Here is a 15562-nt window from a genome sequence, read left to right as displayed (position 1 = left end):
CCCCGTTAAAAGTTGGGAGCTATTTTAGCATCCCGTTGACAGGTGGTACCGGCCTACTTCATCCCATCTGTGGTAAATTAGCTTTGTCTCGCTTTTGAAATAACTGGGTCTATACCCTGATTCAAGCTCTTCTCCTTTTCCTCCGTGCCTCCGTGGTAAAAAGCATTGTTTTTATTGAAACCAGGATCGCTTCACACGGGTGATGGTTCGCGATGACTGAAGCGGTAGAATAATACAAAAAGGGCTCCAAAAAGGAGCCCTGAGCATTATTCTGGAGCGGGAAACGGGATTTGAACCCGCGACATCCACGTTGGCAACGTGGCGCTCTACCACTGAGCTATTCCCGCTAGAGGGTTGAATATATAACAGAATTAATCTCTGATATCAACATCCGTAAAGACACATCCATAAAGGCCAATTTCTGTTATTTTAAGTCCTTGCTGCCAGTATCCTTGATGCTCGCTAAATAATCCGCAAAATATTCATAACCCGACCAAATTGTAGCTGCAAACGCCGCAATCAGTAAAATCCATCCTACCTCCTTAAAAGGGAACCCCCAGAGGCTGAAATTAACCAGAAGGCAGATGATGGCGAGGATCTGAAGGGTCGTCTTGGTTTTTCCCATGAACCGTGCTTCTATGATGATTCCTCTGGAACCGGCGAAGGCCCTCAGACCCGATACAGCGAACTCCCTGCTTATGATAAGAGCAACGATCCAGGCCGGAGCGCGCCCCAGCTGGACAAGCATGATAAAGGCGGCTGCAACAATGATCTTGTCGGCAATAGGGTCAATAAGTCTGCCGAAGTCACTAACCTGTCCCGTCCTTCGCGCTATGTAACCGTCAAGAACATCGGTGATGGCAGCAAGGGAAAACACTACTGCCGCCGCAATTCCAAACCCCCTGCCCGGGAAAGAGGCGAGTCCGATGATAAGAGGAAGGGAGAGTATCCTCCCCAGTGTCAGCCAGTTGGGAACAGTGTGCAAATTCATGTTATTTAATCCCTGAACCCCGAGTAGTCCCTGTAAAGCCGCATTACCTTCTGGACATAGTTCATCGTCTGTGGATAAGGCGGGATTTTCCCGTATTTTAGAACCGCGTTGGGGCCAGCGTTATAGGCGGCCAGCGCCAGTTCCACGTTTCCGGAAAACCTTCTGGTAAAAACTTTCAAATATGCCGTCCCTGCCTGGACATTCTGCTTGGGATCCCATATGTTCCTGACGCCCAGCTGCTGGGCGGTCCGGGGCATAAGCTGCATGAGTCCACGGGCCCCTGCACTGGATATGGCATAGCGGTTGTAATCCGACTCCACCTCCATCACCGCACGGATCAATGCTTCGTCCATTCTGTACATACTGCAGGCTTCGATAACCACGTCACGATATGGATAATGTCCTCCCACTGGAGCCAACCGGAAACTTCCACTTTCCCGCATATGTACCTTGAATCCGGAATGTGCGGGGTAATCGGTAAAAACGGTCACACCGCTCTCGTTAACGTACCGGTATATGTCCCCCAAGGCCACCGCGGGCAGCAGGAACAGGCAAAATATGAGGGATAGAGTAAGTGCTCTCATAATATCTAGATGAAAAGTGAACAGTAAAGTGTGAACAGTAAAACCTCGTGTTCTATTTCTGTTAACTGAACACCGTTCACCGTCAAAAGCATATAGTCCTCCATTCACTATTCACCGTTCACGGTTCACTGCATTTAAGGCATTTCCACCATAAAATAGATCCGGAACTGTTCATCGTCCTGTATTTTATACTTTTTGACTTCCTTATGGTCTTTCTTTTTGCCCTTCTTCCTATCTTTGTTTTTATCCCCGTTCCCGCGGCTGGAGCCGTCTTTGCCCCATTCGTTCGGGTATAATTTGTTGTTATCCTCCGGTCCGTCCTTTTGCCCCAGTTTCTCCTGGACGTATGGGCTGCTGGACGATTGGTTATAAGACGGCTGATCGCCGGAACGGTAGGGGTCTGAGCCGGTCAGATCCTGGTACAACTCCCTGGCCGTTCTATTTTTTTTGTCCATTTTAAAAGCTTTTTCCAGTACCCCTCTGGATGGCCCCTGGCCGTCCAGATAATAAATGGCAAAGGACTGACACGTCATGATCCTGGAACGCAGTTGGTAATCGCGGGTTTGACGATAGGCGATTTGCCAGGTGTCTCTGGCCTCCCCGAACATTCCCTTAAGGTAGTAGGCCCCTCCATAGTAGTAGTAGAACCAGTAGCCGGGTCCCATTTTTCCCCTGGCCTTTTCCAGTTCGCGTATAGCGTGGTCAGGTTTGTTCTTCTGAAGAAACCTGTAAGCGCTTCGAAGGTGATTCTGTGCGGCTTTCTGTTGGCCTCTGTTTTCTTTGTGCCTGGGAGGCGGCTGCTTTTCGGCCCTTGGAGGAGGTGATGAGGAAGGTGGGTCAACAATGACCCAACCGCTGTTAGACCTGTCCGTGGTGACGCAGCCGGCCACGGAAAACAGGAATATGGCCGCAAAGATCACAGAATACACGCTCCTCGATTTCATTCTCCGCCTCCTTGAAAAACACAGATGCAAAATTTCATGTCATTTTCGGCAGATTTACCACTCTTGTCAAGGGGGAACAACGATTTTGAAATTGAAAAACGTTTGTAGTTTGGATGTTGATGTTTGAAGTTTGATGACTTCGCAAAAAGTCATCAATGTGCCCCGCGCGGGGCGCCCAAATCAATGACTCCGGATATAAGTCATTGATTTGTAAGGAAAGGGAAAACGACGCTTTTCCCTTTCCGAGGAGCAAAAAGCCGATTACGGACTTTTTGCGACCCTGTCAAGTTTGAAGTTGCAGATCGTGCATCATGGCGTTTTTTTTTGAGATCTGAGATTTTTTCTTTCGAATCACGAATTACAATTCACGAATCACGGCTCTTCAAAAACCTCTCAACTATGAATTTACACACTTCCTCGGGATCGTTAAGGTTCAGGACGGGAACATCAATATCCAGAGGAGTGTCACTGGCAACAGCGATGAGATATGGGTCCGGTTCTTTGTCTCGCCGAAAATACAGACCTTCCGAGTGTTCTGATCTGTAAACCTCTATTTTTGGAAGGTTCATCTCTTTAAACCCTTCCACCAAAACAATATCAGTGCCTGAAGAAGCCTCGAGGAGTGCATCCTCAAGGGAGGGTTGATCAATGTTTCGTAAAACAGCAAGCTGTCCACTTGCTGCCAATACGGTTATATCAGCCCCAGCTTGTGTAAACCGCCAGGAATCGCTCCCCTCCCTGTCCATTGCTGCCTGATGCCCCGAATGCTTGACAGTGCCTACCCGGTACCCCTTTCCTTTCAACACTGTTAAAAGAGCTTCCATAAGCGTTGTCTTGCCTGTGCCGGACCTTCCTGCTATGAAAGCGACTGCATTAGGGATTTTATCAGCCACTCCCTCAGGCCCTTGTCTGCTTGAACCATCTTTCATTGGAGGCTCTCCTTGATCCTGCGCGCTACAGAGTGGTTAAAGCCTTTCAGGGAAGCGATCTCCTCCTCTGGTGCTATCCGGATCTCCTCAATGGACCGAAAATGAAGGAGCAAGGCCCTGCGCCGCGTCGGACCTACTCCAACGATTCCGTCCAGACGACTGAGTAGATCATCCTTGTTCCTGCGTTTTCGATGAGAGGACAGCGCAAACCTGTGCGCTTCGTCCCTCATCATCTGCATAATGCGCATGGCAGCCGAATGTTTTTCTATTTTAATGGGATTTACTCGTCCGGGCAGGTAGATCTCATCAGTGAGGGTATGGACACCGGAACGTTTAGCCGAACGCCCCTTGGAGATAGCGGCCAACTGAAGGTTCTTGACATTATAGTCGTCAACAGTCTTAACCACTCGTGATAGCTGTCCCTTGCCCCCGTCCACCAGGAGAAGATCCGGGATGGGCATAAGGGTGCTTGAAGTTCCCGTAAAACGTCTTTCAATAACCTCTGAAAGAGCGGCATAATCGTCTCCATTTGTATCGCTGGAATCTATCGCATAGAGCCTGTAATGTTCCTTTACCAACTTCCCCTTTTCCCAGACCACCGTAGCGCCGCAGGTCTCCCGTCCAGTGGTGTGTGAGATGTCTATGCATTCAATCCTGGCCGGCGGATGTTTCAGTTTGAGCGCCTCCTGAAGTTCTTCAATAAGTGTTCGTGCGTCCCTCTCCCTGGACAGCATTTCCCTGAGAGCCTGCGAGGCGTTTTCTGCGGCCAACCGCACCAGACGCAGGCCTCGGCCTCTTGTAGGCTTGCGAACGCTGATCTTTCTCCCACCGATCTCCGATAGCAGCTCCTCGTGAACATGACTGAAATCGACACCCTCGAGGCAGAGGATAAGGGGTGGTGGTGGAACCGTTTCCCTGTAGTGTTTTGACAGGAATGCGTCCAGGGCCTGAGCCGGGTCAGAGGCGCCTGTGACAACAGTGTCGGATCTGCCTACCAGCATGCCCGACCTGATAAAAAGGCTAGTCAGGACTCCGGTGTCTCCCGATCCTGCGAACCCCAGCACATCTATATCCTCCCCGGGGTTCCCTACCACATCCTGTTTTTCAAGGACCGTTTCAATCGCTGCTACACGATCTCTCAGGCTGGCGGCCTCCTCGTACTTCATCTCCCCTGATGCCTGTTTCATCCTCTTGCAAAGTTTACTAACGACCTTTTTACCGTTGCCCTTGAGAAAATCCACCAGTTCAACAACTATCCGGCCGTATTCATCCCGAGTCACCTCTTCGCCGCAGGGCCCCAGACAACGTCCCATCTGAAAATCAAGACACGGCCGTCCTTGTCGTCCCCTCCCGCCGGGAACCGGTTTACGGCATCTACGCAGCGGAAAAGCTCGTTCCAGCCACGACAGAGTTGCTCTGGCTGCCCCCGCGTCAGTAAAAGGACCGAAATAAAGGCTCCCATCCACCGCAAGTTTTCGCGTTATCTCCAGCCTGGGAAATGCCTCCTGAACCGTGACCCTGAAACAGGGATAGCTTTTGTCGTCCTTCATGTCCACATTGAAGGCCGGACGGTACCGCTTTATCAGTGTGTTTTCAAGGAGGAGAGCTTCCTTTTCAGATCCGGCAACAATGGTTTCCACAGTATCTATCAGAGGCAGAAAATGAGCGGTCCTTTCCTCCTGCCCACCCGTAAAATATTGTCTTACCCTCTTACGCAGATCCTTTGCCTTCCCAACGTACAAGACAACGCCTTCGGCGTCCCTATAGAGGTACACTCCGGGGGCAGCCGGGACGTGTTTTATCTGCTCCTTCATTTTGGCAAACATCAGTGTGCTTTCCCTTTCCTGCCTTTTTCCCTTCCTTTCCCGGAACCGGTGGCTGACGAAGTCCTGGTTGGACTGCCCGTCATTAACAGGCGTTCCTGGAGCTCCTTCATGCGATCCCGGAGCTCTGCAGCACGTTCAAACTCCATGTTCGACGCAGCTTCCAGCATCTCCTTTTCGAGCCTGCCTACGGTCATCTCCACGGTTCCAGGTTCAAACTCTTCATCACCGACAACGCTGACATAATCGGCTTCCTCGATGGAGGAAAGCACATCATGTATCCGGCTTTTGATACTTTCAGGAGTAAGCCCGTGCAGGGCGTTGTATGTTTCCTGCAGTTTTCTTCTCCTGCCGGTTTCCTCCAGGGCTCTTTTGATGGAGCCTGTGATGACATCGGCGTAAAGAATGGCCCGACCATCAAGGTTTCGTGCAGCTCTCCCCATCGTCTGTATCAAAGATGTCTCGGACCTGAGAAAACCTTCCCTGTCAGCATCCATGATCGCAACCAGGGCCACCTCGGGAAGATCAAGCCCCTCCCGAAGGAGGTTGATCCCCACCAGGACGTCAAAAACCCCGAGTCTCAGGTCCCTGATGATCTGTACCCTCTCCAGGGTCTCAATGTCGGAGTGCAGGTAACGGACCCTTATCCCCAGCTCTTCAAGGTAGCTCGTCAGATCCTCCGCCATCCGTTTCGTCAGTGTCGTTACCATGATCCGGTGGCCTGTACTCACCACATCCCTGATCTCCCCAATGAGGTCATCCACCTGATGGGTGGCTGGCCTAACGATAACCTCTGGATCGATCAATCCGGTTGGTCTGATCATCTGCTCAACAATCTCACCACCCGTTTTCCCAAGTTCATAGGGACCGGGTGTAGCAGACACATAGATCTTCTGGTTACCTTTTTTTTCGAACTCTGCAAAGGTAAGCGGACGGTTATCCAGGGCTGACGGAAGCCTGAAACCGTACTGAATAAGGCTCTCTTTCCTCGACCTGTCGCCGTTGTACATGGCTCTGACCTGTGGGATGGTTTGATGGCTTTCGTCCATAATGATCAGGGTATCTTCAGGAAGGTAATCCAGGAGTGTGGGCGGGGGTTCCCCTTTAGTGCGCCCGGTCAAATGCCTTGAGTAGTTTTCTATCCCTTTGCAATAACCGATGACCTGCATCATCTCCATGTCGAAGGCGGTCCTTTCGGAGATCCGCTGAGCCTCGATAAGCTGCCCGTTATCCCGATACCAGGAAACCCTTTCCTTAAGTTCTTCGTCGATTTTCCCCAAAGCTCCCTTCATAACATCCCCTGGGATAACATAGTGGCTGGCAGGAAACACAGAGATCTTCTCCAGGTCTGCTATTGATTTCATGGTCAGGGGATCAAGTGTGGAGATCCTTTCGACCTCATCGTCAAACAGTTCAAACCTGAGTGCTGTTTCCTCGTAGGCGGGAAAAAGGTCAACGACCTCTCCGCGGACGCGAAAAGTTCCCCGTGAAAAATCAATGTCGTTCCGCTCATACCTCATCTCAACCAGCCTGGACAGGATCTCTCTTCTGCTGACCTTCTGCCCCCGATGAAAAGTCACCAGCATGCTTCGGTACATTTCAGGGGATCCGAGACCAAAGATACAGGACACCGAGGCCACCACGATTGTATCCCTCCTGGTCAGCAGGGAACGTGTCGCCGAGTGCCTCAACCTGTCGATGACCTCATTAATGGAACTGTCCTTTTCGATGAAGGTATCGGTCTGAGGCAGGTAAGCTTCAGGCTGGTAATAATCGTAATAAGAGACAAAATATTCCACCGCATTATTGGGAAAAAAGCTTTTAAACTCGTGGAACAGCTGGGCAGCCAGAGTTTTGTTATGAGCCATGACGAGGGCAGGACGATCCAACCCGTTTATGACGTTTGCCAGGGTAAAGGTCTTGCCGGACCCGGTCACACCGAGAAGGACCTGATCCTGCTTGCCGCTCAGAACTCCCTTCTTCAACTGCTGTATAGCAGTTGGCTGGTCACCACGGGGAGTATATTCGGATGTGAGGTTGAAGGGCATTTAAAGTCCGTGAAACGTGAACAGTGAACAGTGAAAGGTAAATTCAGCTATTTTTCTATTCACCATTCACAATTCACTTTTCACCTGAGTCAATGATTCTCCCAAAAGAACAACAAGAGTCCCATCATCCAGACCGAACATAACATCGCTTTTCCCGTCCCCATTGAAATCTCCCGGACAGAGGTTGGTCCCGATCTCCCCTGAAGAGTTGAATATCTCTTTTCTCTTTAAGCGGTTGCTGTCCAGGCTGTATATGGCCAGGCTCGATCGTCCCTTGCCGGGAGCCAGCAGCTCTATTTCGCCGTCATGGTCCATGTCTCCGATAAGAGTTGATTCCAGCAGTCTGGAACCCGACAAATGTGTGCCTACGGAGGAGTTCAGGGTTATCCTTGTCTGTGCCAGATCAAGACGGTACAACTCAAGGTCACCCTCGTCACTTTCAGGAACCTGGGCCGTAATGAGATAGACCCTCTCCCCTTTTCCAAGCTTTGAGCTTCCAAGAATGTGCACCCACTGGTCACCATCAAACAACGGACCTTTCCTTCTTTCCCGAACACGACCGGAACTGTAGGTGTAGCTGCGTATCTGCGTACCTTTATTATCCTCCTTGACCGGGATCATCATAACCTGATCCTCAGCGGTACCGGTTCCAGCGACCATCGGAGTTAACGTCTCGAAGACCTGACCGTCGGGAAGTTCAAATTCGTTCTGTAACCTGAGGGTTCGCCCGTCCCAGCTAAAAACAGCAACACCTTTGGCTTCCAGGTCATCTCCCAACCGCCCGGGTGAAATATCAATCGTTGGACTTGAAAAAGCAATGATCTCAAGAGTGCCGTCCCGGTCAAGATCAGCCACCGAAATACGGGTGTCAGGAAGCAGCTGGACGGCTTTATCGCTTCGAGTCTTGGTCTTGCCCTTGACGAAGGTCATATGCCCTTCGTCACTCACGGCAGCGATTTCATTTTCTCCATCCTTATCAAAGTCACCTGCAGCTAGGTGGGACAAAGGCGAAAAACCACCTGCAAGACGCCGGGTTCGACCTGTTTCATAATCTATGGAAACAAGATCACCTCTGTCGTCGATCCCGATAAGCCCTCCAGTGGGTTCACTACCGAAAGAGTCCAGTACTACTGGTGCAACCTCGGGAGCCATTTTCCGGGCTGATGAAATAGTTTTGAACCGGCCCTGGGACTGGGACAGTATACGCAGAGTTCCATCGGAAAACTGGACCACTGCCTCAAAACTACCATCACCATCAAAATCCTCAGAAACGATCCATGAGGGAATACCCGTGAACCTTTCTTTAATGTAATTGCCCCCCGTCAGGTCTCCATCAAACACCACCACAGGGTTCCCATCCGCGTTGCCCTGAACGGAACGCCAGGCCCTGTCAATTCCATCTACCAGTGCAGGTTCGAGAGCAAAAGTGTCGCCGCCTAAAATAACGAAAAAAGCGAGTATTAACACCATCACTAAGGATCTGGGCATGACTTACCTCCAGCTGTACCACCAATGAAAAATGTGTTTGGTCTCATCAATGAATACGTGTCTTCAATGATAGAGGTTACGCGGGGGTAATTCAATTACGGATCGAGTGTTCCGGATTGAGTATTGGACGAAAAACCGGCAAGAGAAATTAAGTTGCAGCAACAGATGGGCAATTTAAACGTTTTTAATCCTGAATTCTGAAGGCTCAATTCGCAATTCAGTTCGCTACTTGCGACGACCCCAGGTAAGCTTCGATCACACTCTGGTTGCTCCTGATCTCCGCCGGGTTTCCCTCTGCGATCTTAAGTCCATGATCGAGAACCAGGATCCTGTCGGATATCCTCATGATCAGTTTCATGTCGTGTTCAATAAGCAGAATGGAAACGCCACTTTTCCTGATGGACTCGATAAGTTCCATGAGCTTTTCCGTCTCCTGGGGGTTCATACCGGCAGCGGGTTCATCCAGCAGAAGAAGAAAGGGATCGGTGGCAAGCGCCCTGGCAATCTCGAGCCTTCGTTGGGCTCCGTAGGGAAGGTTCTTGGCCTGTTCGTTGACAAAATCCCCCAACCCAACGTTATGCAGAAGGGTGTAGCTGGAGGTGACGATGTCACGTTCCTCCCTGCGTGTTCTCGGCCCCCTCAGGATAGCCCCCAGAATGCCGGCTTTGGTCCTGCAGTGACGACCAACCATGATATTTTCGAGAGCAGTCATGTTATGGAAAAGCCGGATGTTCTGGAAGGTACGGGCCATGCCCCGGGAGGTGATCTTGTTGGGCTTCATGCCGTTTAATCGTTCCGGTTTCCCGCCTTTAGGGATAAGATCGATGTCACCGGAGTCCGGTGGGTATATCCCGGTAATGCAGTTGAAGAAGGTCGTTTTACCGGCTCCGTTGGGGCCTATAAGGGCGACGATCTCGCCTTCTTTCACATCCAGGTCCACACTGTCAACCGCCCTCAGCCCACCGAAACTCATGGTAAGGGAGGTAATATCCAGGACCTTTTGCGCATCTGCGTCCGGAGGGGCGCTGATTTTATCAGGATTCATGATATTCGTAACTTCTTCGGACGTTGGAAATAATTCCCTGGGGTCTGAATACCATCATGAGGACCATGGAAGCCCCGAAGATCAACATGCGGTATTGGGAAAAAGCACGAAGCTCCTCCGGAAGAAGAATGAGTATGAGCGCGCCAAGGATAACTCCGAAGATGGATCCCATTCCCCCGAGAACGACGATGGAAAGGATGATCGCCGACTCCAAAAAGGTAAAGCTTGCCGGGTTAATGAACGCTGTCTTGGCGGCAAAGACGACTCCCATCATTCCGGCCCAGGTGGCTCCCAGGGCGAAGGCCGCCAGCTTGGTTTTCATCTTGTCGATCCCCATGGCCTGACAGGCGATCTCATCCTCGCGAAGGGCCAGCCACGATCTTCCCAGCCTTGAGTCCTGAAGACGGTTGACGACAAAAATGGTGAAAATGCCCAGGACGATCATCAGGTAGTACATGAAAAGGATCCCCTGACTTCGTGTCAGTTCCATTCCAAAGAAGGTAGGCCTGGGAATGTTCGCAATTCCGCTGGGGCCGAAAGAAAACCTGCCCCAGTTCTCGAGGATCAGACGTATGATCTCACCGAAACCCAGGGTTACGATAGCCAGGTAGTCTCCCCGTAGTCTGAGAACCGGAATACCGAGCAGGATCCCTAATGTAGCCCCCATCAGGGCCCCCAGCGGTAAAGCCAGCCAGAAACCCACATGGAAATGGTAATTCAGTAGAGCATAGGTATAGGCACCGACGGCATAGAAGGCCACATACCCGAGGTCAAGGAGTCCGGCAAGACCTACCACTATATTAAGGCCCAGGCCAAGAACAACATAGATCATGGCCGTTATCATAACGTTGACCCGGTATTCGGAAACGAAAAGGGGAAAAAGGGCCGCAAAGGTAAAAAAAGCGGCTCCAAAAGGTATGAAGAGCCTTTTTTCACTGAACACCCGCTGGTGCCAGGCAACGCTCTCCTCGCTCTCATTGCCACCGGCCTCCTTGCGGGCCAGCATATAGCGCCACAGGTAGGAAAGGATAAAAGTGCCGATCCCCATGGCCGCCATGTTGATCCAGCGCCATTGTACGACCTTTTCAATCGTATTGACGCGAATTACCATTATGGGAAAGGTGAGCAGCATGAACCATACTGAAATGAAAAGAGACTGTTTAAGATCTTTCATGTTCAAGACCTCGAACCATCAGCAAAACCCGAATATTTGTTAACAAAGTTATCCAAGTCTAACTCTAAACCTTGTGGGTGCTGGACTTGCCCAGCAGACCCTCAGGCCGGAATATCAGGATGATGACCAGCAGGAGAAAGGCGAAAACATCCTCATAATCGCTGGAAATGTAGCCGGTGGCAAAACTTTCGGTCCAGCCCAGCACGAGACCTCCAAGAACAGCTCCCGGAATCGATCCTATCCCACCGAGCACCGCGGCTGTGAAGGCCTTGATCCCGGCAATAAACCCGATATAGAAGTTGATCTGCCCGATATGTGAGGCAATGAGAACTCCGCCCACTGCGGCCAGACAAGAGCCGATGACAAAGGTCGTGGATATCACACGGTTAATATTTATTCCCGCCAACATGGCCATCTTTCTGTCCTGGGCCGTGGCCCTCATGGCCTTCCCCATGCGCGTGAATTTGATGAGGCAAGTGAGCAGGATCATTGTCGTAGCCGTTACCGTCACTATGACAAGCTCAGAGGAGCTGAAAATGTGTTCGATCGACTCCATAAACTTGAACTGAGGTATCAGGGACGGGAACGGAAGAAAGTCCGATGTCTGCGCCAGAAGGACGTAGTTCTGAAGAAAAATGGACATCCCGATGGCGCTGATAAGGGGACTTAGCCTGGGCGCCTGGCGTAAGGGCTGATAGGCGACCTTCTCAACGGTGTATCCGTAGGCCCCGGCATAAATTACTGCAATAACCATGGCAAGTGCCAGCACTGCAAGGCCTTGAAACCCTGCCATGGTTAACAGGCTGGCTGCGATAAGCGCTGTAAAGGCCCCGATCATGTAAATTTCGCCATGGGCAAAATTTATCAACTCGATGATGCCGTACACCATCGTATAGCCCAGAGCGATAAGCGCGTAGATCGACCCGCGGGTAAGACCGCCTAGAAAAAGCTCAAAGAAGTAATCCATAAGTTATCAGGGTCGTAGGGAATGCATGTGTCCTTGCGTTAACAAAAGAACAGGGGAGAGGCCTTAGTGCCTCCCCCCTGCTTCCAGGGATCGGTTCAAAATTTATTTCTGTTCTACGTATTCTCCGTTAACAACCTTGTACATGGAGAATCCGACACCGATGGCATCGCCCTTCGCGTCGAAGGAGATATTGCCCACCGACGTGTCAACAAACTGGCTGCGAAGCACCTTTTCGATGGCAGCAGATTCGGTGGATCCGGCCTTCTCGATGGCGTTGAGCAGCGCGATCGTTGCGGCATAACCCTCCTTGAAAAAGGCGCCAGGCTCCTCACCGTACTTGGCCTTGTGAGCCTCAACGGCCTTCTGGTACATGGGCAGATCGGAAACATCCATGGGGCCGGAAGCGTATACACCCTCAGCGTAATCGCCCGCGACCTTGATGAAAGTCACATCCTTAACACCGTCGTCTGAAACGAAAAAGATGTCCATCTTCTTCTTCTTCATCTGGGTGACGATCTTGGAGGCCTCAGGATGGTATCCACCGTAAACGACTGCCTCGGCACCAGACTGTCCTACCTTCTGAACGATGGCGCTGTAATCGACGGCCCCGGGGGTGACTCCCTCAAACAGGGTTACCTCGACTCCAGGCATCTCCTCCAGGTATTTCTTGGCAAACTCGGCGTATCCTTTGCCGTAGTCACCTTTGTCGTGAAGGACTGCAACCTTCTTGGCCCCCAGTGTGTTAACGGTGTAATCAACTCCCAGCTTGGCCTGCAGGTCATCTGAAGCGATAGTGCGGTAGAAGTTGGGATAGTCACCACTCTGGGTCAGATCCGGATTTGTAGCGGACGGGGACATGACGATAACACCGGCATCGTTGTAGATCCCGAGAGCCGCCTTGGTGGCCCCTGAACAAACGTGCCCCACAACGACAACGGCCCCGTCGGAAACCAGCTTGGTGGCGGTATTGGTAGCCACTTCAGGTTTACATACATCGTCCTCGATAAGGAGTTCCACTGGCCGGCCAAGAACGCCACCCTTGGCATTGATCTCTTCGACTACCAGTTCGGCAGCGCGAACAGTCGGTATGCCGTAGGATGCCAGGTCACCACTGTGGGGACCTGCAACGCCAACTTTTATGGCTTGTACCGGTTCTTCTTTTTTCGAGCAACCAGTGATCATTAGAGCCATGACCATCATGACAACAACTGCGATACACATTACCCTTCTCATCCAAACACCTCCTTGGTATTAGAAAACACCCCTGTGGAGCGGTCCGGCAGGTCCCCCACCAAAAGGGAAAACTGCTATATGATTTGATTTGCGTCAGCGGTTTTTTACATAAACCCAATACTTATCCTGAACATTTGACGGCGTCAACAAAAACCGTAAACTTGCAATCTTTAAATAACCGGGACCATCGGATTGCAAGTATGGAAATACACTCCCTAAACAGAGGTTGAATACCGCTTCAGGCTTTTCCATATTTAAAATCCTGCGTAATATTGATATGGTCGCAAAAAGTCCATTATTGGCTTTTTGCTCCACGGAAAGCGAAAAGTGTCATTTTCGCTTTCCTTACAAATCAATGACTTATACTGCCGGTCATTGATTTGGGCGCCCCGGCAGGGGCGCATTGATGACTTTTTGCGAAGTCATCAATATTGATATGGTCGCAAAAAGTCCATTATTGGCTTTTTGCTCCACGGAAAGCGAAAAGTGTCATTTTCGCTTTCCTTACAAATCAATGACTTATACTGCCGGTCATTGATTTGGGCGCCCCGGCAGGGGCGCATTGATGACTTTTTGCGAAGTCATCAATATTCAACGTCAGGATTTTAAATCCCCAGATATGCTTTTTTGACATCCTCGTTTGTAGCCAGGTTTCTGGCACTGTCAACAAGGGTTATGCGCCCGTTTTCCATGACATAACCACGGTGGGCGATCTGCAGAGCCATGTTGGCGTTCTGTTCTACGAGGAAGATCGTCGTCTGATTCTCCTGATTGATCTTCCTGATGATCTCGAAAATGCGCTCCACGATGATCGGGGCAAGTCCGAGAGAAGGCTCGTCCATGAGAAGAAGTCGCGGCCTGGCCATGAGTGAACGAGAGATGGCCAGCATCTGCTGTTCTCCTCCGCTCAAGGTGCCTCCCGCCTGGTGTCGGCGCTCAGCCAGGATCGGGAACAGATCCAGAACATAATCCAGATCTTCCTTTATGCCGGCTTTATCCTTTCTCAGGAAGGCACCGATATCCAGGTTTTCCATCACAGTAAGCCCGGGGAATATAAGTCTACCCTCCGGAACCTGAGATATCCCGAGACCGACGATCTGGTCGGGGGGCCTGGTGTGGATCGGTTCTCCCTGGAAAAGGATCTCTCCCTCCCGGATGGGAACAACCCCGGAGATAGACATCAGGGTCGTCGTTTTTCCGGCACCGTTGGCCCCAATAAGGGTTATGATCTCCCCTTCGGAAACCTCTATGCTCACGCCCTTCAGGGCGTGGATATTACCGTAATAGGTGTGGATGTTATTTATTTTCAGCATTGAGCTCGCTTAATAAATGAGGTTTAGAATCGAGTCAGGAGTTTAATTAAATTGCCCCTGCGGGTCAAGAGGTAGAAGCCGGTGGTAAATACTATCGCCTTTATTTAAGAACCGCGCCTTTTTACTGGCTACTGGATTCTGAATTCTGCATTCTGGATCCAACTCTTCCCCCAAGTCGCCCATTCGGGATTTTCCCTGCCACCGTCCGCGTTCCTTCGCGTACTTCCACCGCAGCTAAAGTAATGGTGGACAGAAAACCTACGGTGCTCAAACCAGGTTTAATATGTAACCTGCATAAGAGTGAGACCCTGGGGCGGAGCTTTTTTGGGAGCGTTCTCCCTGGACCTTCCCAGGAGCAGCCGCCTGATGTCATCGGGAAACAGTTTTCCCTGACCAACCTCCACAAGCGCTCCGGTGAGGTTCCGAACCATGTGTTTTAAAAAACCGTTGGCCTCAAAAAGAAGTACGATGTGGTCTCCTGTTTTCTTGATGTCCACTTTCCTGAGGGTCCTGACTGTAGTCGTCTCATCCCCGGCTGATTTGAAAGCCGCAAAATCCTGTTCACCGATCAGGTGAGCTGCGCCCTGCGCCATAGCTTCGAGGTCGAGAGGCTGACGAATGTACCAGACCCTGTATCTGTCAAGGGCCGTTGGGCGCGGCCCGTTGAGAATAATATACCGGTAAGTCTTTCCTGTGGCGCTTCTCTGGGCGTGGAACGCCGGTTCCGTATCCACACACTCGAGTACCCGCACATCCCTGTCGAGGGAGCTGTTTAACCCCATCATTATGTTGGTCGCCGGAATATCTCTTGTGACATCGGCGTGGGCGACCTGCTCGACGGCATGAACTCCCGCATCGGTGCGTCCGGATCCTATGACCTTGATCTGGCTCCCCATCATGTTACTGAGGCTCTCCTGGAGTGCACCCTGGACCGTCCTCTGGTCAGGCTGCACCTGCCAACCGGAAAAGTCGGTACCATCATATTCCAGGGTGAGTTTTATTCGTCTCAAAGGATACTCCAAA

The 15562-nt window shown here is 51.1% G+C and carries 13 protein-coding genes and 1 tRNA gene; all 14 read right to left on the bottom strand.

What is annotated here, in order from left to right; genetic code table 11:
* Positions 1 to 272 precede the first annotated feature (272 nt).
* The 14 genes from P1S59_10230 to truA all read right to left on the bottom strand — a co-directional run bounded on the left by P1S59_10230 (position 273) and on the right by truA (position 15549).
* Positions 273 to 347 (bottom strand) — tRNA-Gly (locus P1S59_10230).
* A 77-nt stretch (positions 348 to 424) separates the two neighbouring features.
* Positions 425 to 991, bottom strand: a complete 567-nt coding sequence (gene pgsA / locus P1S59_10225) for a CDP-diacylglycerol--glycerol-3-phosphate 3-phosphatidyltransferase (GenBank protein MDF1526627.1) — start codon at positions 989 to 991, stop codon at positions 425 to 427.
* Between the two features lie 5 nt (positions 992 to 996).
* Positions 997 to 1575, bottom strand: coding sequence for a transglycosylase SLT domain-containing protein (locus P1S59_10220; GenBank protein ID MDF1526626.1), 579 nt, complete (start codon positions 1573 to 1575; stop codon positions 997 to 999).
* Positions 1576 to 1709: 134 nt separating this feature from the next.
* Positions 1710 to 2519 carry a hypothetical protein gene (locus tag P1S59_10215; GenBank protein ID MDF1526625.1) on the bottom strand — a complete coding sequence of 270 codons (810 nt, stop codon included), beginning with the start codon at positions 2517 to 2519 and terminating at the stop codon, positions 1710 to 1712.
* Positions 2520 to 2884: 365 nt separating this feature from the next.
* The gene (mobB, locus tag P1S59_10210) at positions 2885 to 3448 is read right to left on the bottom strand and encodes a molybdopterin-guanine dinucleotide biosynthesis protein B (protein ID MDF1526624.1); all 564 of its coding nucleotides are present in this window, start codon (positions 3446 to 3448) and stop codon (positions 2885 to 2887) included.
* On the bottom strand, positions 3445 to 5274 hold the full coding sequence (uvrC, locus tag P1S59_10205; GenBank protein MDF1526623.1) for an excinuclease ABC subunit UvrC: 1830 nt from the start codon (positions 5272 to 5274) through the stop codon (positions 3445 to 3447). Before uvrC ends, mobB begins: the two co-directional genes overlap by 4 nt.
* Complete coding sequence (uvrB, locus tag P1S59_10200) at positions 5274 to 7319, bottom strand: excinuclease ABC subunit UvrB (GenBank protein ID MDF1526622.1); 2046 nt, start codon at positions 7317 to 7319, stop codon at positions 5274 to 5276. Before uvrB ends, uvrC begins: the two co-directional genes overlap by 1 nt.
* Positions 7320 to 7385: 66 nt before the next feature.
* Positions 7386 to 8807 carry a VCBS repeat-containing protein gene (locus P1S59_10195; GenBank protein MDF1526621.1) on the bottom strand — a complete coding sequence of 474 codons (1422 nt, stop codon included), beginning with the start codon at positions 8805 to 8807 and terminating at the stop codon, positions 7386 to 7388.
* A 217-nt stretch (positions 8808 to 9024) separates the two neighbouring features.
* The gene (locus P1S59_10190) at positions 9025 to 9852 is read right to left on the bottom strand and encodes an ABC transporter ATP-binding protein (GenBank protein MDF1526620.1); all 828 of its coding nucleotides are present in this window, start codon (positions 9850 to 9852) and stop codon (positions 9025 to 9027) included.
* The gene (locus tag P1S59_10185; protein ID MDF1526619.1) at positions 9842 to 11026 is read right to left on the bottom strand and encodes a branched-chain amino acid ABC transporter permease; all 1185 of its coding nucleotides are present in this window, start codon (positions 11024 to 11026) and stop codon (positions 9842 to 9844) included. Before P1S59_10185 ends, P1S59_10190 begins: the two co-directional genes overlap by 11 nt.
* Positions 11027 to 11090: 64 nt before the next feature.
* Positions 11091 to 11993, bottom strand: coding sequence for a branched-chain amino acid ABC transporter permease LivH (locus P1S59_10180; protein ID MDF1526618.1), 903 nt, complete (start codon positions 11991 to 11993; stop codon positions 11091 to 11093).
* Positions 11994 to 12095: 102 nt separating this feature from the next.
* Positions 12096 to 13193: a branched-chain amino acid ABC transporter substrate-binding protein gene (locus P1S59_10175; GenBank protein MDF1526617.1), complete on the bottom strand. Its 1098-nt coding sequence runs from the start codon at positions 13191 to 13193 to the stop codon at positions 12096 to 12098.
* Between the two features lie 638 nt (positions 13194 to 13831).
* Positions 13832 to 14539, bottom strand: coding sequence for an ABC transporter ATP-binding protein (locus P1S59_10170; protein MDF1526616.1), 708 nt, complete (start codon positions 14537 to 14539; stop codon positions 13832 to 13834).
* Positions 14540 to 14817: 278 nt separating this feature from the next.
* Positions 14818 to 15549, bottom strand: coding sequence for a tRNA pseudouridine(38-40) synthase TruA (truA, locus tag P1S59_10165; GenBank protein MDF1526615.1), 732 nt, complete (start codon positions 15547 to 15549; stop codon positions 14818 to 14820).
* Positions 15550 to 15562: the final 13 nt, after the last annotated feature.

Source organism: bacterium (genome assembly GCA_029210965.1).
In the GTDB taxonomy this organism is placed as follows: Bacteria; BMS3Abin14; BMS3Abin14; order BMS3Abin14; family BMS3Abin14; genus JALHUC01.
This window is presented reverse-complemented; position numbering and strand designations above follow the sequence as displayed.

What these genes read in the sequence shown, in the direction of transcription:
- pgsA (MDF1526627.1), bottom strand. Translation starts at nt 991, where the DNA reads ATGAATTTGCACACTGTTCCCAACTGGCTGACACTGGGGAGGATACTC.
- mobB (MDF1526624.1), bottom strand. Translation starts at nt 3,448, where the DNA reads ATGAAAGATGGTTCAAGCAGACAAGGGCCTGAGGGAGTGGCTGATAAA.
- P1S59_10170 (MDF1526616.1), bottom strand. Translation starts at nt 14,539, where the DNA reads ATGCTGAAAATAAATAACATCCACACCTATTACGGTAATATCCACGCC.
- P1S59_10215 (MDF1526625.1), bottom strand. Translation starts at nt 2,519, where the DNA reads ATGAAATCGAGGAGCGTGTATTCTGTGATCTTTGCGGCCATATTCCTG.
- P1S59_10180 (MDF1526618.1), bottom strand. Translation starts at nt 11,993, where the DNA reads ATGGATTACTTCTTTGAGCTTTTTCTAGGCGGTCTTACCCGCGGGTCG.
- P1S59_10195 (MDF1526621.1), bottom strand. Translation starts at nt 8,807, where the DNA reads ATGCCCAGATCCTTAGTGATGGTGTTAATACTCGCTTTTTTCGTTATT.
- P1S59_10220 (MDF1526626.1), bottom strand. Translation starts at nt 1,575, where the DNA reads ATGAGAGCACTTACTCTATCCCTCATATTTTGCCTGTTCCTGCTGCCC.
- uvrC (MDF1526623.1), bottom strand. Translation starts at nt 5,274, where the DNA reads ATGTTTGCCAAAATGAAGGAGCAGATAAAACACGTCCCGGCTGCCCCC.
- P1S59_10190 (MDF1526620.1), bottom strand. Translation starts at nt 9,852, where the DNA reads ATGAATCCTGATAAAATCAGCGCCCCTCCGGACGCAGATGCGCAAAAG.
- P1S59_10175 (MDF1526617.1), bottom strand. Translation starts at nt 13,193, where the DNA reads ATGATGGTCATGGCTCTAATGATCACTGGTTGCTCGAAAAAAGAAGAA.
- P1S59_10185 (MDF1526619.1), bottom strand. Translation starts at nt 11,026, where the DNA reads ATGAAAGATCTTAAACAGTCTCTTTTCATTTCAGTATGGTTCATGCTG.
- uvrB (MDF1526622.1), bottom strand. Translation starts at nt 7,319, where the DNA reads ATGCCCTTCAACCTCACATCCGAATATACTCCCCGTGGTGACCAGCCA.